Below are 21,115 nucleotides of genomic sequence, written 5' to 3' on the forward strand. Positions count from 1 at the left end.
CGGGCCCCGCTTACGGGCGGGCCGGGACCTCGACCCAGCCATCGCCGGCCTGCCAGGGCAGAAAGCGGGCGACAGGCGCCACGCTCACGCCCTTGGCCTGGGACAGCGCAGGCAACTGGTGGCGCAGATCGGCCTGTACCCACGCCGGGTCCAGCGCATCGAGCAGGCGGGCGTCGCAGTCATCGCCATCAGGTGAGACGCCTTCGGGCACCAGCGAAAAGGCCATGTAGATCCGCCAGCTGTCGTGCGGCGCCGTCTTGATCAACCGGCCGTGCTCACCGGGCACGTAGGTCATGTCCAGCAAGCGCAAGCGCGTTTGCCGCAGGCCGTGGGGACGCGTGCGCAGGACCAGCCGTGTGTCCGCATCGGTGGGCGGGGGGCGCAGCGGCCCGCCATGCGCATCCAGCACGTCCACCGAGACCAAGCCCTGCACCTGAAGTGCGCATCGCTGCTGTCGTTCATAGCCAGCAGGTCCAACACCATCGTCCACCCGCAGTGTCGCGGTGTGAGGCAACAGCGCGGCTTCCAGCACCGGCGCTTGCCCCTGGCGAACATCGGCCCACAACGGCTCGGGCAAGGCCGGTACGGACGGCTGTCCGGCCGCATGCAGGACCTGCCCGAGCGCACGCTGCTTCTCGGGATCGATCGGTCTGCCGGTGACAATCTCCAGGCGCGTCCTGCCAAGCCTGTAGCGGCTGGGCAAATCGGCGCGCACCGTGGTGCTGGTGTGCATGCGTGAGCTGACGATGCGATAGCGGAAGCGGGCACGCTGGGCGCGCATCATCGGCGTGAGCTCGTCGACCAGTGCCCGTCGCGTCACCGCGTCCAAGCCCTCCACGTTCACGGTGATACGCGTGGTGGGATATCCGAACACCTTGGACAGCCACACGCGCGTCTGCGCCTGGTTGGGGCGCATCTGTGCCAGCCAGACGAAACCGGCGACCGCCAGGCCGATCCCCACCACGGTCAGACCCACCATCGCCCGGTCGCCCCACACACGCCGGGTGGGGACTCCGCACGCCTTCAGGGCGCCATCCAGCAGACGCCAGGCCAGGTAGCAGAGCCCAACGACCGCGACCAGCATCGCGACGATGAGCAATGCCTCCAGAAGAAACTGCAGAAACGCCAAGACCAGACCACATCGGTGTGAAAACCGCACAGGCTACCGGAGGCTGACAAGCGGTGCAGGTCCTGCTCCATCACACATGGCTTGCAAGACTGGCGTTAGCGTGCGAACACGCAACGACAGCAGGATCAGACCATGCAGATTCAACTCAACACCGACCACAACGTGCACCGCGACCCCTCGGTGGAACGCCATGTCGAACAGACCGTCGCCTCGGCGCTGGAACGTTTCGGCGATCGCATCACCCGGGTGGAGGTCCATCTGCGCGACGAGAATGGACCGCGCGGTGGCGAGCAGGATCAGGTCTGCACGATGGAAGCCCGCCCCTCCGGGCACCAGCCGGTCGCCGTGACCGACAAGGCCGCCACCATCGCCGCGGCGGTGACCGGCGCGGCGCGCAAGCTGCAGCACGTCCTGGCAAGCAGCCTGTCGCACTGATGCGCAACGCCAACGCCCGGACAGGACACGCTGCCCGGGCCCTGGATGACGCCAAGACCGCGCAACGCGCGGACCTCTGGGAAAGGCCGATCCGCTCAGTCCAGGTCACGCGTCGCGCGTCGATCTTGCCTCCCCGACACCAGACGATCCGTGGCCATTCTGAGGCCCCGCCAGCGTTGCCCTGCCACACCCCATGATCTTGTGGCTTGCAGCGTCGTCAGCTCTGCCGAGCGCCGGTTGCCCACGTGGTCACATCCGCCTAACCGCCATCTGGCCAGGCTATGGCTCTATCAGCCTGCGAGGACTACAACATGCGTCTATTGAGACTGATCGCCCTTGGCGCTGCCGGTGTGGTCGCCTATCGGATGTGGAAGCGTCGGCAGGCCGATGCCGCCGATACGTCCTATCCCAGCGAGCATGACCTGGGTGAGTTCACCCCGCCGCACGGGGATCCCCTGCTGGGCGCCGCAACGGCCAGCTGGGAGCCGGAAAACGCCGTCCCCGCGGCGCAATCCAGCCGGGGGTTCGGCGGCTCCTGACCGCCGCATGATCCTGGCCCGAACATGCGTGTTCGGGCCAGCGCCCTACACCTGCGTATCCGGGCGTTCCAGCACCGCGACCTGTACGTCACAGCGCCACGCGAAGCCCAGGTCCTCGTACAACGCGATGGCGCCGGTGTTGTGCTTCCAGGCATGCAGGAGAAGGCTGTGTCGCCCCGGGCGGCGATGTTGGCGGCGACGTGCTGCGAGAGTCGCCGCGCCAGCCCGCGTCCGCGAAAGTCTGGATGCGTGCACACGCCACTGACCTCGGTATAGCCGGGAAAGCGAAAGCGCTCCCCGGCCATCGCCGCCAGTCGCCCCTCGATGCGAATGCCGACGAAGTCGCCCATGCGGTGGGTCTGTGAGAGAAACGGCCCCGGTTCGGTGAGGGTGGCCAGCGCGAGCATCTCGGCTGCATCGTGTGCGCCCAGCGGCACGATGGCCTCACCCGCCGCTGATGGGGACGACAACGGTGCCGAGGCGACCAACTGCACGCACAGCCCCCGCTTCACAGCCGATAGCGTCGGCGGCACCACGATGTCCGGCACCTGCAGCACGTAGACCTGTTCTCCAGGCGCGACCAAGGCCGCCAGGGCGGACAGTGCGGCCTGGTCATCGTCGCGGGCGGAAGCGAAGCGATTGACCTGGCGCAGATAACGGCGCGCAAGCGGCGTGCCCTCCGACAGCGGCAAGTGCGTAGTGTTCAGGCTGGCCCAGGCGGGGCGATCAAGCAACGACTCATCGGGCATGTTCATCTTCATTCGACCAGATCCATCCGCACAACATCGAGTGGCCGAGCCGCGTCGGCCCCTGCGTTGGAGCGGAGCCGCGCGCCTTCCGAAGCAGGCGCATCGGCCGAGGTCACAGCCACGGCCACGTCACACACGCTCGATGGCCGTTTCCGCCGCCTTCCCGCGTCCTGGCAAGCAGGCGCACCGATCGCCGGGCGCCGCCCGTTGCACAGCCCTTTCATGGAGCTTCGCATGATGACCAAGCCACGCACCGCCATCGCCTTGGCACTGCTGTCACTGTTCGCAGTGATCTGTTCAAGTAACGCTGCCACCAAGTCCACCGCGTTTCCCATCGGACGTTACCAAAGCGACAACACCATCGTCATCTTCAATGCGGACGGCACCTTTCTCGGCACCACGCCCACCGGCGAGGACTGGGTCAAGGGTACCTACACCCATAAAGGCAACATGGCCACCGTGACCGACACCTGGGAAGGCGATGCGATCAAGGAGGACTGCACGGGTAAGGTCGGCAAATACACCTGGACCAAAAGCGGCAAGGTGTTGACCTTCCACGTGGTGGAAGACGCCTGCGAGGGCCGCAAGCATGGCACGGACGGCGTGGCCTGGACCCAGATCAACTGACCCGGCGTAACCCGACCGGCGCCTGCCGTGCGCGATGCAGGACAGGGGGGCTTTCGGGCCCGCCTGTCCTGCAAGGCGCGGCACATGTTCACAGGCGCGTACGCTGGCGCGCCCGCCGACCAGTCTCCATCGTTCCAGGCCATTCGCCTTGAATGTGTTGTCGCGCTGACCGGCTAGCAAAGCAGTGAATCGTAGGCGGGTGGCGCAGCGTGGCCCCAACGATGCCGGCGAGAACGCCCGCTGCAGTCGCTGGCACCGGCCCTGGCCTAGAGCGAGCACGGCCTGCTCGCCCTGGGCGCGGGCGCAAGCCGCGACGTGCGTCGGCCTAGGCTATGTTATGCAGCACGAAGTCGCCGCCAAGCTCCGACCGCCGGCTGCTGCAGTGGCTGGACGCCTCCTGCTCCACTTTCCCTGGCTTTCACCTCTACCCCCACTCATCCACAGACCCCACCGGCGCTGCGTGCCTTAATCGACTGGCTTAAGATCACCTAGCGCCGCAGTTGGCGGCCGCGCGGCATTCCGCAATCGTGGCCCGGGATCGCGGCGTTAACATCGACTGCAATCAAGGACCGTTGACCAGGGATGGAGTCAGGAAGATGCCGAAGCCACGTGGATTTTTTCTTGCGGTGTGCCTGCTGCTGGCCGCGATCCGTCCGGCCAGCGCACAGGTGCAGGCCAGCAATCTAGATGCGCGCGAGCGGGAAGCCATCGCCATGCGTATCGGCGAGCACATGACCCAGAGTGTCGCCAGGCTGGCCAGCCCCACGACCTTCGAGTACCTGCGCAAACAGCCCGATCAGGTGCTGCCCAAACGCGTCACCGCCAGCTTGACCGCATCCGGACTGATCTGCGTCGAGCTCGGCCGGGAGTTCATCCCCAGGTCCGCCACCGATCCCATCGAGTTCGAGGCACAGATGCAGTGGCTGCATACCCAGGCCTTCGAGCTGGTCCAGCAAGAGGTCGAGATCCGTGAAATCCGCTTTCTCTTCAACAACCAGCCCCTCGAATTTTACTTTCCGGTCCTGCTTCAGCAGGCAACCGGACCGGTTTCCCCAGCGCCCCCCTGCGGCACCTGAGCCGGACGGCCTTTTGCCAAGCCAACGCAGCTCGTCGGCATCGCAGCTCCTGGCCCAAAGCCCGCGCCGCAACTGACGGTTCACACGCCCGCCGCGACACGCGTCCAGTTTTGACGCGTATGCGTCCCCTGCAGCGATGCGCGGGAACATCGCGCGCCTGTCTCGCCGAGCGGGTCAATCGCACCGCGGAACGCGGCGTTTCATGCCGACCTCGGCCTCGGTCCCTATCCTTGCCTGCCCTTTCCATCGACAAGGATTCCCCCATGTCCGCGTCCTATCCCAACACCCAACTCCTGATCGGCAACGACTGGATCGATGCCGCCAGCGGCAAGACCCTGGACGTGCTGAATCCCGCCACCGGCCAGGTCATCGGCACCGTGGCGCACGCCGGCAGGGCCGACCTGGATCGCGCCCTGGCCGCGGCCAGCCAGGGTTTCCAGGCCTGGCGCAACACGCCGGCGCACGAACGCGCGGCGACCATGCGCCGCGCCGCCGCCCTGTTGCGCGAGCGCGCCGACGACATCGCGGCATTGATGACGCAGGAACAGGGCAAGCCGCTGGCCGAGGCCCGTGTCGAAACGCTGGCCGGTGCCGACATCATCGAATGGTTCGCCGACGAGGGCCGCCGCGTGTATGGCCGCATCGTGCCCTCGCGCAACCTGGCCGCGCAGGCGCTGGTGATCAAGGAGCCGGTCGGCCCGGTCGCCGCGTTCACGCCATGGAACTTCCCGATCAACCAGGTGGTGCGCAAGCTGGGCGCCGCATTGGCGGCCGGTTGCTCGTTCCTGGTTAAGGCGCCGGAGGAAACGCCGGCCTCGCCGGCCGCGCTGATCAAGGCCTTCGTCGATGCCGGTGTCCCGGCCGGCACGGTCGGCTTGGTGTTCGGTGATCCGGCCGAGATTTCCTCGTACCTGATCCCGCATCCGGTGATCCGCAAGATCACCTTCACCGGCTCCACCGCCGTGGGCAAGCAGCTGGCTGCACTGGCCGGCCAGCACATGAAGCGCGCCACGATGGAACTGGGCGGCCACGCGCCGGTGATCGTGGCCGAGGACGCGGATGTCGACCTGGCCGTCAAGGCCAGCGGCGGCGCCAAGTTCCGCAACGCCGGCCAGGTGTGCATCTCCCCGACCCGCTTCCTGGTCCACAACAGCATCAAGCAGGCCTTCACCGAGGCCCTGGTCAAGCACGCCGAATCCTTGACCCTGGGCAACGGCCTGGCATCGGACACCACGCTGGGCCCACTGGCCAACGCGCGGCGCCTGGAGGCGATGACGCAGGTGGTGCTGGACGCACGCAACAAGGGCGCCAAGGTCGCCACCGGTGGCGAACGCGTGGGCAGCGCCGGCAACTTCTTCGCGCCGACCGTGCTGGCCGACGTGCCGCTGGAGGCGTCGGTGTTCAACGACGAGCCGTTCGGCCCGGTGGCCGCGGTGCGCGGCTTCGACACGCTGGAGGAAGCCATCGCCGAAGCCAACCGCTTGCCCTACGGCTTGTCGGCCTACGCGTTCACGCGTTCGCTCAGGAACGCGCACCTGCTCACCCAGCAGGTCGAGACCGGCATGCTGTGGATCAACCAGCCGGCGCTGCCGACCCCAGAGATGCCCTTCGGCGGGGTCAAGGATTCCGGCTACGGCTCCGAAGGTGGCCCCGAAGCGGTCGAGGCCTACCTCAACACCAAGGCCGTCAGCATCACCGCGGTGTGAGCCCATCTGCAAGGCGCCGCTGCTCGTGCACACAGCAGCGGCACCGGCTCGGGCGGCGTGCCGCGTACACTGGCGCGCCTGCTGTCGAGCCTGCCGATGTCCGATCCCATTCGCCTTGATAAGTGCGTCGTCGCGCTGACCGGCTGTTCGCGCGGCGAGGCGCAGCAGTACATCGAAGGCGGCTGGGTCAGCGTGGACGGCGTGGTGACCGAGGAGCCGCAGACGCTGGCCACGCCCGAACAGGTGACGCTGGACGCCGAGGCCACGCTGGATGCCATCGAGCCGGCCACCCTGCTGCTGCACAAGCCAGCCGGCGTCAGTACCGAAGACGCCATCGCGGCGGCAGGTCCGGCCACGCACAGCGCACTGGACATGACCCATACGCGGATGCTCAAGCGCCACTTCCAGCGCCTGCAGCCGCTTCTGCCACTGGACACCGAGGCCAGCGGCCTGTTGGTGCTCAGCCAGGACGGACGCGTGATCCGCAGGCTGACCGAAGACGCGCGCCTGATCGAGCAGGAATACGTGGTCGAGGTCCGCGGCGAGCTGCCGCCCTACGGCCTGGCACGGCTGATGCGCGGCATGCACTACCAGGGGCGCCCGCTGCCGCCGTGCAAGGTCAGCTGGCAGAACGAGGATCGCCTGCGCTTCGCCATCAAGCCCGTCGCGCACGGCCAGTTACAGGCGATGTGCCGGGAGGTCGGGCTGGAAGTCATCAGCCTGCGCCGCCTGCGCATCGGCAGCATCCCGCTGGGCAAGCTGGCGCCGGGGGAGTGGCGCTACCTGCCGGCGGACAAGCGGTTTTAGAGGAAAAGCTGTGTCCAAAGCCGGGGAAACAAAGCCCTCGGCTACGTCCCGCCGGGATCGTCATCGCGCACCCGCTGCACGCGGGCGCGGTAGGCGGCGACATTGTCGCCCTCGATGCGGGTGCGGCGGGTGCCGGTTACCCGGTCGACCTTCTCGTCCGACCCGCTCACCGGCTGTGCCTGCACCGTGGTCTCGCGCTCGAAGGCGTGCGACTTGTCGGTGTTGCGGTAATAGCGATACAGCGCCCAGTACAGCGCGGTAGCACCGGCGGGGCCGAGAGCGAGCAACCACAGACCACCGTCGTCGCTCATGACACGTGCGCCAGGATCGCCAGCGCGATGCCTTCCAGGATCGTGCCGGCGGTGAGCGCGGCAGTGAGCAGTTTCCACTGCTGGACGGGCACGCTGCCCATGGTCTCCCCCGTGCGGCCGTTGACCGCGATGTAGTGCAGCATGCCGCCGTTGCGACCGGGCTGGTGGTAGGAATACAGCCACACCGGCAAATACATCGCCACCCAGCGCGTGCCGTGCACCTGCAGGCGTTCGCGCTCCCACCGCACGCCGCGGTCATAGCGCGAGACCGAGCCATGCACCTGGGCGCGGGCGATGGACAGCAGTTGGTCCTCCAGGCGCGGACGCAGGTGCTCCACGTCGCGGTCGCGCTTTTCCGAAGTGAAGCCGGCCAGATAGGAGGCGTTCCACCTGACCGCGTTCTTGGTGTCGAACGGCAGGATGGTGTTGATGATGTTGTTGGTGTTGGCGCGGGTGTCCAGGTTGCCGCGCGTGCCGGAGGACTCCAGCGGCAGGTCGTCCACGGTGAAGTCCACGCGCCGCGCCACGCGGTACACGTCGGCGTCGTAATAGGTCTGCTTGTTCTTGTCGGTGCCGCGCGTATAGCGGCGCGTCTGGATTTCCCCGTGCCCGGCCACCTCGGCACTGACGTTGCCGTCCACGATCATGTAGGGCAGGTACACACCGACCACGTTGTCCGGGGTGAACTGCTCCTTGAACGCCTTCAGCGCGAACAGCTGGCGCTTGCCGACGAACTGACGGATGCGCGCCACCGCATCGTCCTTCTTGATGTGGAACGGCAGCACCGCGTCGGGCACGGCGCCGTTGGGCACCTGCTCGTTGACGCCAAACACATGCCGGCACCAGTGGCAGCGCGCGGTCATGCCGCTATTGGTGTTGACCGTCACTTCGGCGCCACAGCCGCTGCACTTGAAGGTCATCAGCGCCGCGGCCTCCGGATCGATGTCCTGCGCGCCGGAGGCGATGACCGTGCCGCGCAGCTGGTCGATGCCTTCGCCGAAGCCGAATGCCTCCTCCACACGCTGGCCCTGCCACTCGTTGCGGCAGTACAGGCACACCAGCATGTCGGTGCCGGGGCGCTGGCGGATGTCGGTCGAGCCGCACTTCGGGCAGCGGTTGAGGCCGTCCTTGAGCGCGTCACTGGCCGTGTCGATGGCCGCTGGATCAGGCGCCCGCAGCTCATCGCGGATCGGCGGCGGCAGCGTGGAGGCGTCCACGCCGGCATCACCGGGCAACGGCGGCACGTCCTGCGGCGATCCCGGCCCACGCGGCGGCAAAGGCGGCGGCGGGGGTGGCCCCTTGGCTTGATTCATGGCCGCGAGCTGCGCGTTACAGACCCAGCGCCTTGGCCTTGACCGCGTCGTAGTCGGCCTGGGTGATCAGGCCCAGGTCGAGCATCTCCTTGGCCTTCTTGAGCTTGGCCACCGGGTCGTCGGCCGCAGGGGCGGCCGGCGCCGCAGGCTGTTGCAGGCTCCCCAGGCCACCGGCCATGCCCGAGGCCATGCCCAGGCCCACCAGGCCGGCGGCACCGCCGTGCTCGCCAGCCGATTGCATGCCCTGCGCCACGGAGGCCTGCAGGTTGGAGTTGCCACGCGCGCCGGCCAGCGCGTCGGCGCGCTGCACGGTCTTGAGCAGTTCGCGGGTGTTGGCGTCGTACTCGATCGACACGATGGCCGTCTTGACGATGGCCAGGCCGCGGTCTGAGGTCCACTGGTAGCCGGCTTCCACCGCCTCGGACAGGCTCCTGGCAAAGCCGAGCGCGTCCTGCTGCAGCTTGGTGATGCGGTTGCCCCTGGCCGTATCGTTGGAGTACAGGCTGAAGGCCGGCGCCAGCGAGCCGACCACCTCGTTGAACAACTGGGTAGCGGCGGCGTTGTCGATATCGGTGAAGTCGAACACCTTCCCGGGCTGGAGATAGGCCGCCGGCAGGAAGTTCTTCACGAACAGGATCGGATCGACGATCTTCAGCGTGTACGCGCCGCGCGTGACCGCGCCGACCTGCGTGTTGAGGAAGGCATCGTCCCAATAGATCTCCGACTGGGTGCCGAAGCGGTTGTCCGGCAGCTCCTTGAGCGAGACGAAGTACGCCGCCTGCTGCGCGCCCGGCTGGCCGCCAAACTTGAAGCGCTCCCAGCTCTGGCTGACCAGCGAGGCGATCAGCCCGTCACCGGCGTAGAGGGATTTGGAGTTCACATCGTCCGAGCGCCACTCATAGCCACCTGGCTCGGCGACGAAGCCGGTGAGCTTGCCGTCCTGCATCAGCAACAGGCCGTAGCCCTCGGGCACGACGATCTTCGACCCGTTGCTGATGATGTTGGACGAACCATGGGTGTTGGAGCCGCGGCCGGCGTTGGTGCCCTGCGGTACGGCGGCGAACACCGCAGCAGTGGCCGGCAGGCTCTCGGGGATGGTGTAGAAGTCCTTCCACTGGTCGGCCAGCACGCCACCCACGGCCCCCGCCACTGCCTGTACAAGCCCCATGTCCGCTCTCCTGTCATTCCTGGCCGGCCGGTGTGGCCACCATGCGCGCCGCACTATACCCGCCGCCCGTGGTGGACAGGTGCGATGCGCACCGGTCGTGCCTGCAGCAACGCAAGCTCGGCCGCGGGCCGGCAAGGCCTCCTGCCGCTTTCACGCTTGCAATACAGACATGTGCGTGCCGCTCGTGTTGTGATAGCGCAGTTGTCTGCCCGAGCGCCGTCCTCGCGTCATGTCCCTCACCCTGCCCCTGCCCACCGCGGCGCCCGACAGCCAGGCCCATCGCCTGCTGTGCGAGGTGGACTGGACGACCTCGCCGCTGGGCACGCCATCGCACTGGCCCCTGGTCTTCAGGCGCCTGTTGACCTTCATCCTGGAGTCGCCCGAGCCGATGTGGTTCGCCTGGGGGGAGCAACGGCGCATGTTCTTCAACGATGCCTACCTGCCCCTGCTGGGCAACAAGCTGGAAGGCGCGATGGGAGAACGGCTCGAGGTGGTCTGGTGGGACGTCTGGGACGATGTCCGGGCCAGCGTGGAGAGGACCTTCCAGGGACGCGCCTCGCGCTATGTCGACCTGCCCCTGCGCATGGACCGCGATGGCACGCTGAAGGACACCTACTGGACCTTTTCCTATTCCCCGGTGCGTGGCAACGAGGACGAGGTCGTGGCGCTGTTCTGCATCGTCAGCGAGCAGACCGAGCGCGTGCTGAGTGAGCGCGAACACCAGAGCCACCTGAGCACGATGTCCGAGGAAGCGCGCGAGGCCCAACTGCAGCTGCTGCGTGCGCAGGAACAATTGCGCCAGGCGCAGAAGCTGGAAGCCATCGGCCAGCTCACCGGCGGGGTGGCGCACGATTTCAACAACCTGCTGCAGGTGATCACAGGCTCGGTGGACCTGCTGCGCCGCGAGGACCTGCCCGCCGACCGGCGCATGCGCTTTGTCGAGTCCATCGCCAGCGCGGCCCAGCGCGCGAGCAAGCTCACCCATCAGCTGCTCGCGTTCTCCCGGCGCCAGGCCCTGGCCCCGGAGGTCTTCGACCTGACCGCCAGCATGGGCGAGGTGGCCGACATCGTGCGCACCCTGGTCGGCTCGCGGGTCGCGGTCCATCTGAGCGTCCCCAGTGCGCCCGTCCCGGTGCTGCTGGACCGCAACCAGCTCGATACGGCGCTGATCAACCTGGCCGCCAATGCGCGCGACGCCATGCCCGCCGGGGGTGAGCTATCCATCAAGGTGGCGCGCGTGGACCGCATCCCGGCACTGCGCACCTTGGCCGCGCGCCCCGGCGACTACGTCGCCATCTCGGTGGCCGATCGCGGCAGCGGCATCGCCGAGGGCGATCTGGAGCGCATCTTCGAACCCTTCTTCACCACCAAGGGCGTCGGCGAAGGCACCGGCCTGGGCCTGAGCCAGGTCTTCGGCTTCATCAAGCAGTCCGAGGGTGACATCGAGGTGCGTCGCCGCCGCGACGGTGGCACGCGCTTCACCCTGTACCTGCCGTGCGTGGACCAGGCAATCGATGAGCGGGCCATCGCCGAGCCCCCGGTCGCGTCGCGCGATGCGGGTGACACCCGGATCCTGGTGGTGGAGGACAACGCCGGCGTGGCCGAATTCGTGACCTCGGCCCTGTCCGAGCTGGGCTATGTGGTGGTCCTGGCCCACAACGCCGACCAGGCGCTGGCGGCCCTGGATGAAGACGTCGCCCGCTTCGACGCTATTTTCAGCGACGTGGTCATGCCGGGCATGAGCGGGCTGGACCTGGGCCGACACCTGCGCGAGCAGCGCCCCGGGCTGCCGGTGATCCTGGCCAGCGGCTACAGCGACATGCTGGCCAGCGATTCGGCGCACGGCTTCGAAGTCCTCAAGAAACCCTACTCGCTGGAACAGCTCTCCCAGGCACTGCGCTCCGCGCTGGGGCGCTAGCCGCTGCCCCCTGGCCTGGCGGCCGGAAGGAATAAGCTTACAAATACGACAGGCTGCGCCCGCAGCAGCGTTCTCGCCCGCCAGCGCCTTGATCTGGCGGCACCTGACAGGAAATGATCGGGAGCGCGTCGTCGCGGCCGGTGCCGCCACCCGCCGCCTCTCCCCACGAGGATCCTGCATTGACCACCCCGTTCCTGCGCGGCTGTGCGGCCGCGTTGCTGTTGCTGAGCTTCGGCGTCCAGGCCGATGCCATCCGCCAGACCAAGGCGCCGTTCGAGGACAAGTTCCGCCAGCTCGAGGGCGAGGACTGGCCCACCCCGACCGACTATCGCAACGCCGCCGGCGCGCCGGGCTACCGCTACTGGCAGCAGCAGGTGGACTACGACATCCAGGTGCGCCTGGACGAGCCCAGCAAGCAGGTCACCGGCGCGGAGACCATCGTCTACCACAACCATTCGCCCGACAGCCTGCCCTACCTGTGGCTGCTGCTGGACCAGAACCGCTTCAAGCGCGACTCCATGGACAACCTGAGCCGCACGGTGTCCGGCGAGTCCATCAGCCTAGGCCAGGTGCGGCGCGCCAAGCGCTACCAGGACTGGGAAGGCGGCTTCACCATCAAGTCGGTGCGCGACGGCAACGGCCGCCCGCTGGAGTTCACCGTGGTCGACAGCCTGCTGCGCATCGACCTGGCCCAGCCGGTGGCCGGCAACGGCGGCAGCACCCAGGTGCACATCGAATGGTCGTTCCCGATGATCGAGAACAAGGTCGTCGGCGGGCGCAGCGGCTACGAGTGCTTCACCGACAAGGGCCAGGACGGCAACTGCATCTTCGAAGGCGCGCAGTGGTTCCCGCGCCTGGCGGTGTATTCGGACTACGAGGGCTGGCACAACAAGGCCTTCCTGGGCTCGGGCGAGTTCACCCTGGAGTTCGGCGACTACCGCGTGGCACTGACCGTGCCGGCCGACCACGTCGTGGCCGCCACCGGCGAGCTGCAGAACGCCGACCAGATCCTCAGCGCCGCTCAGCGCCAGCGCCTGGCACAGGCGCGCGATGCCACCGAGCCGGTGTTCGTGGTGACCCCGGCCGAAGCCGAGGCCGCCGAGCGCGGCCGCGCCAGCGGCGAGAAGACCTGGGTGTTCAAGGCCGACAACGTGCGCGACTTCGCCTGGGCGTCCTCGCGCAAGTTCGCCTGGGACGCGCTGGGCGTGCACCAGGCCGGCGGTGATCAGCCGCTGGTGATGGCGATGTCCTTCTTCCCCAAGGAAGCGCGCCCGCTGTGGGATGCGTATTCGACCAAGTCCATCGCGCACACGCTCAAGGTGTATTCCAGCTTCACCTTCCCCTACCCGTATCCGACCGCGCAGTCGGTCAACGGGCCGGTGGGCGGCATGGAATACCCGATGATCACCTTCAACGGCCCGCGCCCGGTCAAGGACGAGAAGACCGGCAACATGACCTACACCGAGCGCGCCAAGTACGGCCTGATCGGCGTGGTCATCCACGAGGTCGGCCACCAGTACTTCCCGATGATCGTCAACTCCGACGAGCGCCAGTGGACCTGGATGGACGAAGGACTCAACACCTTCCTGCAGTTCCAGGCCGAGAAGCAGTGGGACCGCGACTTCCCCTCGCGCCGCGGCGAGCCCAAGGACATCGTCGAGTACATGGTCAGCCAGGACCAGGTGCCGCTGATGACCCAGTCCGACTCGGTACTGCAGTTCGGCGCCAACGGCTACGCCAAGCCCGCCACCGCGCTGACCATCCTGCGCGAAACGGTGATGGGCCGGGAGCTGTTCGACCGCGCCTTCCGCGAGTACGCCCAGCGCTGGTACATGAAGCATCCCACGCCGTACGACTTCTTCCGCACGATGGAGGAGTCCTCCGGCATCGACCTGGACTGGTTCTGGCGCGGCTGGTTCTACGGCACCGACCACGTGGACATCGCGCTGGACCAGGTGGTGCGCTGGCGCCTGGACAGCGGCAACCCCGATGCCGAGGCCACCTGGAACCGCGGCGAGTACCAGAAGGAGCCGCCCTCGCTCACCGCCAGCCGCAACACCGGCAAGACGGTGGTGGAGACCGATCCGGCCACGCGTGACTACTACGACCGCGCCGAGCGCTTCGCCCCCACCGCCAGCGCGCGACGCAAGGCGAAAAAAGACGACGCCGCACTGAGCCCGGAGGAACGCCAGGCGCGCGCGGTCAGCGACAGCTTCTACCGCTTCGACCTGCGCAACGTCGGCGGACTGGTGATGCCGGTGATCCTCAAGCTCACCTTCTCCGATGGCCGCGACACCATCGTGCGCATCCCGGCCGAGGTGTGGCGCAAGAACGGGCGCCAGGTCACCTGGGAATACGTGACCGACAAGACCATCACCCGCGCCGAGCTGGACCCGCTGTGGGAGACCGCCGATGCCGACCGCGGCAACAACCTGTTCACCGGCACCATCGCCACGCGCACCCTGAAGATCGCCAGCCCGCCCAAGCAGGACAACCGCATGCGCGAGGACGACTTGAAGGTCCTGCCCGACTCGCTGCAGGCCTATCCCGCACCCAGCAAGGACTGACCCCCGCCATGAAGCCGTTTCACTTTCCCCTGCTGCTGGGCCTGTTGGCCTGCCTGGCCAGCGCCAGCGCCTTCGCCCATCGCGGCCACGACACGCTCAGCGTGGTCCGGATCGACGCCAAGGGCCAGGTGCTGGTCACCCATCACCTGACCGCGCATGACATCGAGCCGGGCGTGCTGCGCCAGATCGCCCCGCAGGCCCAGCCCAGCCTGGACGACCCGCAGGCACTGACCGCGCTGACCGGCTATGTCGGCGAGCACTTCCTGCTGGCCGAGGGCGACCAGACCGTCGCCCTGACCTTGGACAAGACCACCCTGGCCGGCGACGACATCGAGCTGCGCTATCGCGGCCAGCTGAAGGACCACGACGCCGCGCTGCAGGTGCGCGACGCGCTGCTGGCCGATGTCTTCCCGGAGATCGACAACCAGGTCAACGTGCACCGCGGCGGCACCACGCGCACGTTGCGCTTCACCGAGGCGAGCTGGCAGCCGGTGCCGCAGGGCGAGGACGGCTGAGAGGGAGATCTCCTGATGGGCCTTCCGCACCAGGGCCAGAGCGGCTCATGCGTCAGGTGGATGGCGCGCGCGCAACCAGGCCGCGCAGCACCGACTCGATGGTGACCACGCCCTTGCGCTGCTCCAGGCTTCCACCCTCGAAGGCGATCCAGCCCTGATTGAAGCCGTCCAACATCTGCATCCTGGGCACCGGATGCTGCATGCCCTGTGCCTGGAACAGCTCGGCCCATTGATTGCGCGGGATGGCCTCGGCGCGCACCGGCCGGCCAAGCAGGTCGGCCAGCGCAGTGGCGATCGCATCCGGCGACACCGGCGAGGGTCCCTCTAGCTCCACGATCCGCACGCCTTCCCAGTGCTCCTGCAGCAGGGCCGCGGCCGTGGTGCCGACGTCCTCGGTCGCCACCATGGGGATCGCGCGATGGGTTGGCTGCAGGAAACTGGGCAGCGTGCCGTGCTCGCGGGCGGGTTGAATGTCCCATTGGCTGTTTTCCATGAACCAGCCAGCGCGCAGGAAGGCCATCGGCAGGTCCAGGGTGCGCAGGGACTGTTCCATCATGCCGAGCTGGTTGAGCAGATTGGGCTGATCGGCCTGGGCTCCGATGGTGGACAGACAGACCACGCGTGCCGGCCGCGCGGCGGCGAGGGCGGCGCGTACGGCATCGATGATGCGCCGCGCCTCGGGAAATCCGGGCGCCGGGTCGAAGGCGGGCGGCAGCAGGACGAACACGCCTTCCGCCCCCTCGAACGCACGGTGCAGGGCATCGACATCGTCCATCGTGGCGACCTCCAGCGCGCAGCCCTGCTCGACCCAGTGCCGGCCTTTGTCAGCGTCGCGCACGATCGCGCGCACCGTCTGCCCGGCATCAAGCAATCTGCGCCCGACGACGCCCCCCACCTGTCCGGTGATTCCCGTGATGGCATACATGTGATGGATCCTCTTCGTGTGCGGCGGCTGCCGGATGAGGCGCATTGTCCGCGCACGTTTCACATGACGCGATAACATGAACGTCATTTTATTGATGACGAATCGGCATGCGCCATGGCATTTGACGAACGCGTTCTCAACGGCATGGGGGTTCTGTCTGCCATCGTCGACTGCGGCAGCTTTGCGGCGGCGGCAGAGGTCCTGGACATGTCCCAACCCGGTGTCAGCCGTGCCGTGGCGAGGTTGGAGGCCCGACTGGGCGTGCGGCTCTTTGACCGTACCACCCGCTCGGTTTCACTCACCGATGAGGGGCATCGGCTCTACGAGCGCGCACTGCCACTGCTGGCCGCCCTGGAAGAGGCCGCCAGCGAAGTGAGTGCCGGCGCCACCGCGGTCCGGGGGCGCCTTCGCGTCAGCGTGGACCCCTATTTTTCGCGGCTCATGCTGGGGCCGCAGCTGGGCGGCTTCCTGGCCGCGCATCCGCAACTCCAGTTGGAGCTGATCAATCGGGACCGGCTGGGGGACATCGTGGCCGATGGCTTCGACATGGCGGTGCGCTTCCACGAGCCGGTGGCCTCCTCGCTGGTGGCGCGACGCCTGCTGGACACCCGCATCCTGACGGTAGCCGCCCCTGCCTACCTGCGCCGGCACGGCACGCCGCGCGCGCCCAAGGAGCTGGAATCCGATGCGCACATCTGCATTCAGTACCGCGACCCGCTCACCGGTCGCCCGTTCGACTGGGAATTCCACCGCGGCAAGCGCGTCACCAAGGTCAGTACCCATGGCCAGCTCACCGTCAACGATGTCGGGACCCAGCACAGCGTCTGCCTGGCCGGCCATGGCATTGCCCAGGTGATGGCACTGGGCGTCGAGCCGCTATTGCGCAGCGGCAAGCTGGTACAGGTGCTGCCGGAGTGGTCCGATGAGCGCTTTTCGCTCTACGCGCTTTATCCCTCGCGACACCACCTGCCCGCGAAGTGCCGGGCCTTCCTCGACTTCGTCGCGGGTGTCGTCGTGAATACGAAGGCGGAATCGGCCCTGTCCCCCTAGGGGACGCCTGTAAGACATCCGGCCTGATCTCGGCCAGTAGGTTCAGCTGCGGCTCGAACGGGGCGAACACGTTCGGCGAGCCATCTCGCTCGAGCCCCGGCAGCTTCTCCGGGTAGACCGACATCCGGTCGACGGCTGCACGTTGCGGTCACGCAAGGGCTCGGCCGCCAGCGCCACCATATCGGCCAGGCGCTGCAGGGCCGCGCTGCGCATCAAGTACAGCGTGGCGTGCACCGCACAGCCCTACGGCAGAAGGTGGTCATGCCGCCCTGAGCTAGGCGTTTCCCGGCATCGGCCACCACCTACACCAGGGACGGCGAGGGAATGGCGTAGATGTCCTAGTTCACCCCATCGGCGGCATGTGCGCCGATGGGCATCACGAGAACCGACAGGATCAGCAAGATGGGGACGCAGGGACATGCGCGCGTCTTGAACGCTGGGGCGCGTCCTGGTTTGGGCACGCCCCGCGATGCGGGCCTGCCTACTTGAGCCCGCCGCCGGCCTTGATCAGCTCGCCGGTGACCCACTGCGCATCCTCGGAAGCCAGGAAGACCGCGACCTTAGCGATATCGTCCGGCGCGCCGATACGGCCCAGCGGGGTCTGCGCGACGACCTGCGTTTCGAACTCGGATCCCACGAAGCCCGCCGCCTGCGCGCCCTCGGTATCGACCATGCCCGGGTTGATGCTGTTGACCCGGATCCCGCGCGGGCCCAACTCGCGTGCCAGCACGCCGGTCAGCGCATCCACCGCACCCTTGGTCGCCGTGTACACGCCCATCCCCGGTGGGGTCGTGGTGCTGACGACCGAACCAACGTTGATCACGCTGCCGCCCTGACCCAGCTGCGTGGCGGCCGCCTGGGTGACCTGCAGCAAGCCCAGCACGTTGATGTTGAACTGACGATGGAAGTGCGCCGCCGTGATCGCCTCCAGCGGCGCAATTTCGTAGACGCCGGAGTTGTTGACCAGGATGTCCAGCTGGCCGAAGTGCTCGACCGCAGCCGAGACCAGCGCCTGCGCCTGGTCTGCCTGGGCGACATCGGCCTGCACCGCCACGGCCCGACCGCCCGCGCTGGTGATGCGTGTCACCACCGCATCGGCGCCACTGCGGCTGGAGGCGTAGTTGACCACCACCGCCGCGCCTTCGGCGGCTAGCGCCGTGGCGATGGCCGCGCCGATGCCCTTGGATGCGCCGGTAACGACGGCGACTTTGCCTGCGAGCTTGCTCATATTGATAACCTGTCTAAAGAAGGGAGACACGCGCGGCAACGGCCGACGGCATGTGTCTCTTGAATGGGGCGCCGCCGGCCAATGGATAAGAGGGCAGTCCAGGGAGACTTCATCCCGTGCACGGGATGATGAAAGCGATGGCAGGAGACGCCAAGCCACTGGCACGTGTTGGGCAGCGGAACCGTTCGGTGGACGGGAGTGTCTAGACACTCAAGCCGCCAGAGCCCCACGCTCGCGCATGTCCGTGTCCCCGTACCGATTCAGAAGTCGTCTCGTCGAAACGCAGGAACTGTCCGTTCGTACGGGCCGGGCGAAGACTTCCAGTCCGTACTGGCCATCGCACATGACCTGCACGATGCGGTGGCGCGCGGGCGGCTGGCACCACGCACGCGTGCGGAGGTTGCGAAGCATCACGCCTCACCTGGCGGACCCAATGACGTCCCCACGCGACAGCACCGGCTGTCCCACACACGCTGGCCACGGGCGGCGCACCTGCGCGTTTCGGCGACCGGGGCAGTGGTTGGCGCGGGGGATTGACCACGCCGCACGCGCGTCCTAGGCTGCGCGTCGTCGTCGGGAGTGGCCCGCCGGCCGTAAGCGTTTACGTCAACCAACGCGTCAATCGAGTCGTGATTGCAGCCCTTGCCGCTGCCGGACTCGCTTACGCCTGGATGACCTATGCAAACGCCTCTTCGCGGGCTCGCCCGCTCCTTGACCGCCCTTCCCGCGCCCATGTGGTGCGCCGCCGTGCTGTTCCTGTGCATCGGCCTGGCCAGCGGGGTGATCCTGCCGTTCCTGGCGCTCTGGGCCGAACACAGTGCCCAGGTCCCGGCCCGCTACGTGGGCACGCTGTTGGCGTGTTACTCGGCCGGTGAGCTGCTGGCCACACCCTTCCTCGGTGGAATCGCCGACCGCCGCGGTCGACGCCCGGTCCTCATCGTGTCCATGCTCGGCGTCGGACTCGGCTTCACCCTGCTGCCGGCCTGCCACGGCGTGGCATGGGTCGCCCTGACCCTGCTTGGCATCGGCATCTTCGAAAGCGTGCTGCACCCGACGGTGTTCACCGTCATCGCCGACGTGGTCCCACCCTCGCGCAGCCGCCAGGCCTTCGCGATCGCGCGTAGCTTCGACAGCGTGGGACACATCGCCGGGCCGGCGCTGGGCACGCTGCTGGTCGCGCGCGCGCCGGGGATGGTGTTCTACGCCGCGGCGAGCGCCTCGCTCCTCGGCGCGGTGGTCGCCTGGGCGTGGCTGGCCGAGACGCGGCCCGCCGTGGTCCAGGCCGAGGACGACGAAGAGGAAACCCTGTCCAGCCTGCTGCCAGCCTTCCGCGACCGCCATCTGGCCTTGCTGCTGCTTGGCCTGCTGTGCCTGGAGATCTGTGCCGGCTGGGTGCCCTCGGTGCTGCCGCTGTACTCGCATGACACCGGGATGCTGAGCGTGGGCGAGGTCGGCGCGTTGTTCACCTACGGCGCGGCGCTGGTGGCCGTCCTGCAACTGGTGACCGCACGCGGGTTCGCCAGGATCAGTGGGGCCTGGCTGGTGCTGCTCAGCACGCTGATGCTGGTGCTGGCCTTCGCCGCGATGCTGCTGGTGCACGGCGTTGCCGGCCTGGTCATCGGCATGACCTTGCTGTCGTGCAATCAGATGGTGCTGGGCCCCCTGGTGCCCGCCACGATCAGCGCGCTGGCTCCGGCCCAGCAACGTGCGCACTACATGGCCGCCGCTTCGGTCAGCAACGACCTGCAGGATTCGCTTGGCCCGGCCATCGGCACCTTCCTCTATGGCACCTCGCCGCGCCTGCCCTGGCTGCTGGGCATCCCGCTGGCCACGCTGGCCGGCGCCTTCCTCAGCCGACGCTTGCGCCATGGCCGCCCGGCAGTGCCGGCGCCGGCATCGGCGACGCAATTGGTGTGAGGTGCCGATGCTGCAGCGGAGGCCGGCCGGGTCCGTGCCGCCAGCACTCGCCCAACGAAGCGCTCAGAACGTGTCGGACTCCGCTCGCATCCGGCCGTTGCGCTTAGCCTGGTACAACAGCGCATCGACGGCTTCGACAAACGACAGCGCGGGCGCCTCCGCGCCTGGTGTCACGGTGCCGACTCCCACGCTCAAGCTCAGCAGGGGCGAGACGCTGGAGCGCGCGTGCGGGATCTGCTGCTGGCGCACCAGCTGCATGCATTTTTCCGCAACCTGGCGCGCATTGGCGGCGGAGGTGTCCGGCAGCAGCCAGATGAATTCCTCCCCGCCGATCCGGGCGACGAAGTCCCGCGGATTGTTGGCAGCCTGGGCCAGGGTGCTGGCCACGGTGCGCAGCGCCTCATCGCCCCGGATATGACCGTAGTGGTCGTTGTACTGCTTGAAGTAATCGATATCCATCATGAGCAGCGACAGCGGGGTCCGGCGTTGCTGCGCGGCGGCCCACTCGCGTTCGAGCACGATGTCGAACATGCGGCGGTTGGCGATGCCGGTCAGCCCGTCCTGATAGGACAACTCCTCGAGCTGTTTCTGCAGGCGCATCAGGTGGTCTTCGGTCTTCTTGCGCTCGCTGATGTCGAACATGAAACCGACCAGCGCCTCGACCTCGCCGTCCTTGCGCACCACGTGCACGACGTCGCGGATCCAGACGTAGTCGCCGTCCTTGGTCATGGCCCGGTAGTCGGCTTCGTGATCGACACCGGCCTTGGACTGGGACACGCAGAAATTGACCACGTAATCGCGGTCATCCGGATGCATGCGCTCGACCCAGTCGTTGATGCCGACCCAACTGCCCTGCTCCCAACCCAGCAACGCCTCGATCTGCGGACCGATGTAGCTGAAGGTCATGCTGTTCCAGTCGATCCGCCACGGGATCGCCTTGGTCGATTCGAGCAGGGTCTTGTAGACGTCGCTGTCCTTGCCTGGATCCAGGCTGGCTTCGCTCATGGGTCGATCACGTTCAGGGAGGCGAGAAGGGGCGCCAGCATGGCAAAGCCGGCCGCAAAGCGCATCTCCCTACGCCCGTCCGAGCCGATGGACAGTCGGCCACACGACGGGCCGGAGGACGCAAGATCGG

At 67.7% G+C, this 21,115-nt stretch carries 18 protein-coding genes; 10 read left to right on the forward strand and 8 right to left on the reverse strand.

The features are described 5' to 3' along the window. Positions 1-10 precede the first annotated feature (10 nt). Positions 11-1,129 carry a hypothetical protein gene (locus ACORQU_RS05020; protein WP_491643752.1) on the reverse strand — a complete coding sequence of 373 codons (1,119 nt, stop codon included), beginning with the start codon at positions 1,127-1,129 and terminating at the stop codon, positions 11-13. Between the two features lie 132 nt (positions 1,130-1,261). On the opposite strand from ACORQU_RS05020, the gene ACORQU_RS05025 reads away from it, so the two are divergent. Beyond that, complete coding sequence (locus ACORQU_RS05025) at positions 1,262-1,564, forward strand: HPF/RaiA family ribosome-associated protein (RefSeq protein WP_491643753.1); 303 nt, start codon at positions 1,262-1,264, stop codon at positions 1,562-1,564. A 403-nt stretch (positions 1,565-1,967) separates the two neighbouring features. Here ACORQU_RS05025 and ACORQU_RS05030 read toward each other — a convergent pair whose 3' ends face one another. Continuing rightward, on the reverse strand, positions 1,968-2,864 hold the full coding sequence (locus ACORQU_RS05030) for a GNAT family N-acetyltransferase (RefSeq protein ID WP_491643754.1): 897 nt from the start codon (positions 2,862-2,864) through the stop codon (positions 1,968-1,970). Between the two features lie 222 nt (positions 2,865-3,086). Here ACORQU_RS05030 and ACORQU_RS05035 point away from each other — a divergent pair, with 222 nt between their 5' ends. The 4 genes from ACORQU_RS05035 to ACORQU_RS05050 all read left to right on the forward strand — a co-directional run bounded on the left by ACORQU_RS05035 (position 3,087) and on the right by ACORQU_RS05050 (position 7,068). Continuing rightward, the gene (locus ACORQU_RS05035; RefSeq protein ID WP_491643755.1) at positions 3,087-3,479 is read left to right on the forward strand and encodes a hypothetical protein; all 393 of its coding nucleotides are present in this window, start codon (positions 3,087-3,089) and stop codon (positions 3,477-3,479) included. 626 nt (positions 3,480-4,105) lie between these two features. Then, a complete protein-coding gene (locus ACORQU_RS05040; RefSeq protein ID WP_491643756.1) occupies positions 4,106-4,555 on the forward strand; it encodes a hypothetical protein in 450 nt (149 codons plus the stop codon). A 263-nt stretch (positions 4,556-4,818) separates the two neighbouring features. Then, the gene (locus tag ACORQU_RS05045) at positions 4,819-6,261 is read left to right on the forward strand and encodes an NAD-dependent succinate-semialdehyde dehydrogenase (RefSeq protein ID WP_491643757.1); all 1,443 of its coding nucleotides are present in this window, start codon (positions 4,819-4,821) and stop codon (positions 6,259-6,261) included. Positions 6,262-6,357: 96 nt separating this feature from the next. Then, positions 6,358-7,068 (forward strand): rRNA pseudouridine synthase, encoded by a 711-nt coding sequence (locus ACORQU_RS05050; RefSeq protein WP_491644965.1) that lies wholly within the window; start codon positions 6,358-6,360, stop codon positions 7,066-7,068. A gap of 41 nt (positions 7,069-7,109) precedes the next feature. Here ACORQU_RS05050 and ACORQU_RS05055 read toward each other — a convergent pair whose 3' ends face one another. Genes ACORQU_RS05055 through ACORQU_RS05065 form a run of 3 tightly spaced genes read right to left on the reverse strand, consistent with a single transcriptional unit; the run spans position 7,110 to position 9,860 of the window. Next, positions 7,110-7,379, reverse strand: coding sequence for a hypothetical protein (locus ACORQU_RS05055; protein WP_491643758.1), 270 nt, complete (start codon positions 7,377-7,379; stop codon positions 7,110-7,112). Then, complete coding sequence (locus tag ACORQU_RS05060; RefSeq protein WP_491643759.1) at positions 7,376-8,692, reverse strand: TFIIB-type zinc ribbon-containing protein; 1,317 nt, start codon at positions 8,690-8,692, stop codon at positions 7,376-7,378. The genes ACORQU_RS05055 and ACORQU_RS05060 overlap by 4 nt, the downstream gene beginning before the upstream one ends. A 16-nt stretch (positions 8,693-8,708) precedes the next feature. After that, on the reverse strand, positions 8,709-9,860 hold the full coding sequence (locus ACORQU_RS05065) for an SPFH domain-containing protein (protein ID WP_491643760.1): 1,152 nt from the start codon (positions 9,858-9,860) through the stop codon (positions 8,709-8,711). A 229-nt stretch (positions 9,861-10,089) separates the two neighbouring features. On the opposite strand from ACORQU_RS05065, the gene ACORQU_RS05070 reads away from it, so the two are divergent. The 3 genes from ACORQU_RS05070 to ACORQU_RS05080 all read left to right on the forward strand — a co-directional run bounded on the left by ACORQU_RS05070 (position 10,090) and on the right by ACORQU_RS05080 (position 14,860). Further along, complete coding sequence (locus tag ACORQU_RS05070) at positions 10,090-11,778, forward strand: ATP-binding protein (protein ID WP_491643761.1); 1,689 nt, start codon at positions 10,090-10,092, stop codon at positions 11,776-11,778. Positions 11,779-11,957: 179 nt separating this feature from the next. Beyond that, complete coding sequence (locus ACORQU_RS05075; protein WP_491643762.1) at positions 11,958-14,345, forward strand: M1 family metallopeptidase; 2,388 nt, start codon at positions 11,958-11,960, stop codon at positions 14,343-14,345. A gap of 8 nt (positions 14,346-14,353) precedes the next feature. Next, a complete protein-coding gene (locus tag ACORQU_RS05080) occupies positions 14,354-14,860 on the forward strand; it encodes a DUF6702 family protein (protein ID WP_491643763.1) in 507 nt (168 codons plus the stop codon). Positions 14,861-14,912: 52 nt separating this feature from the next. On the opposite strand, the gene ACORQU_RS05085 is transcribed toward ACORQU_RS05080, so the two are convergent. Next, positions 14,913-16,001 carry an NmrA family NAD(P)-binding protein gene (locus ACORQU_RS05085; RefSeq protein ID WP_491643764.1) on the reverse strand — a complete coding sequence of 363 codons (1,089 nt, stop codon included), beginning with the start codon at positions 15,999-16,001 and terminating at the stop codon, positions 14,913-14,915. On the opposite strand from ACORQU_RS05085, the gene ACORQU_RS05090 reads away from it, so the two are divergent. Continuing rightward, positions 15,930-16,835, forward strand: a complete 906-nt coding sequence (locus tag ACORQU_RS05090) for a LysR family transcriptional regulator (RefSeq protein WP_491643765.1) — start codon at positions 15,930-15,932, stop codon at positions 16,833-16,835. The two genes, ACORQU_RS05085 and ACORQU_RS05090, sit on opposite strands and share 72 nt — an antisense overlap. A 481-nt stretch (positions 16,836-17,316) precedes the next feature. Here the strand turns inward: ACORQU_RS05090 and ACORQU_RS05095 are convergent, their stop codons facing one another. Then, on the reverse strand, positions 17,317-18,063 hold the full coding sequence (locus tag ACORQU_RS05095; RefSeq protein ID WP_491643766.1) for an SDR family NAD(P)-dependent oxidoreductase: 747 nt from the start codon (positions 18,061-18,063) through the stop codon (positions 17,317-17,319). A 711-nt stretch (positions 18,064-18,774) separates the two neighbouring features. Here ACORQU_RS05095 and ACORQU_RS05100 point away from each other — a divergent pair. Further along, the gene (locus ACORQU_RS05100) at positions 18,775-19,980 is read left to right on the forward strand and encodes an MFS transporter (protein ID WP_491643767.1); all 1,206 of its coding nucleotides are present in this window, start codon (positions 18,775-18,777) and stop codon (positions 19,978-19,980) included. 63 nt (positions 19,981-20,043) lie between these two features. On the opposite strand, the gene ACORQU_RS05105 is transcribed toward ACORQU_RS05100, so the two are convergent. Further along, a complete protein-coding gene (locus ACORQU_RS05105; RefSeq protein ID WP_491643768.1) occupies positions 20,044-20,985 on the reverse strand; it encodes a sensor domain-containing diguanylate cyclase in 942 nt (313 codons plus the stop codon). Positions 20,986-21,115: the final 130 nt, after the last annotated feature.

This window comes from Pseudoxanthomonas sp. JC1303, from assembly GCF_058448525.1.

What these genes read in the sequence shown, in the direction of transcription:
- ACORQU_RS05080 (WP_491643763.1), top strand. Translation starts at nt 14,354, where the DNA reads ATGAAGCCGTTTCACTTTCCCCTGCTGCTGGGCCTGTTGGCCTGCCTG.
- ACORQU_RS05030 (WP_491643754.1), bottom strand. Translation starts at nt 2,864, where the DNA reads ATGAAGATGAACATGCCCGATGAGTCGTTGCTTGATCGCCCCGCCTGG.
- ACORQU_RS05090 (WP_491643765.1), top strand. Translation starts at nt 15,930, where the DNA reads ATGGGGGTTCTGTCTGCCATCGTCGACTGCGGCAGCTTTGCGGCGGCG.
- ACORQU_RS05070 (WP_491643761.1), top strand. Translation starts at nt 10,090, where the DNA reads ATGTCCCTCACCCTGCCCCTGCCCACCGCGGCGCCCGACAGCCAGGCC.
- ACORQU_RS05060 (WP_491643759.1), bottom strand. Translation starts at nt 8,692, where the DNA reads ATGAATCAAGCCAAGGGGCCACCCCCGCCGCCGCCTTTGCCGCCGCGT.
- ACORQU_RS05050 (WP_491644965.1), top strand. Translation starts at nt 6,358, where the DNA reads ATGTCCGATCCCATTCGCCTTGATAAGTGCGTCGTCGCGCTGACCGGC.
- ACORQU_RS05095 (WP_491643766.1), bottom strand. Translation starts at nt 18,063, where the DNA reads ATGAGCAAGCTCGCAGGCAAAGTCGCCGTCGTTACCGGCGCATCCAAG.
- ACORQU_RS05055 (WP_491643758.1), bottom strand. Translation starts at nt 7,379, where the DNA reads ATGAGCGACGACGGTGGTCTGTGGTTGCTCGCTCTCGGCCCCGCCGGT.
- ACORQU_RS05035 (WP_491643755.1), top strand. Translation starts at nt 3,087, where the DNA reads ATGATGACCAAGCCACGCACCGCCATCGCCTTGGCACTGCTGTCACTG.
- ACORQU_RS05105 (WP_491643768.1), bottom strand. Translation starts at nt 20,985, where the DNA reads ATGAGCGAAGCCAGCCTGGATCCAGGCAAGGACAGCGACGTCTACAAG.
- ACORQU_RS05025 (WP_491643753.1), top strand. Translation starts at nt 1,262, where the DNA reads ATGCAGATTCAACTCAACACCGACCACAACGTGCACCGCGACCCCTCG.
- ACORQU_RS05045 (WP_491643757.1), top strand. Translation starts at nt 4,819, where the DNA reads ATGTCCGCGTCCTATCCCAACACCCAACTCCTGATCGGCAACGACTGG.
- ACORQU_RS05065 (WP_491643760.1), bottom strand. Translation starts at nt 9,860, where the DNA reads ATGGGGCTTGTACAGGCAGTGGCGGGGGCCGTGGGTGGCGTGCTGGCC.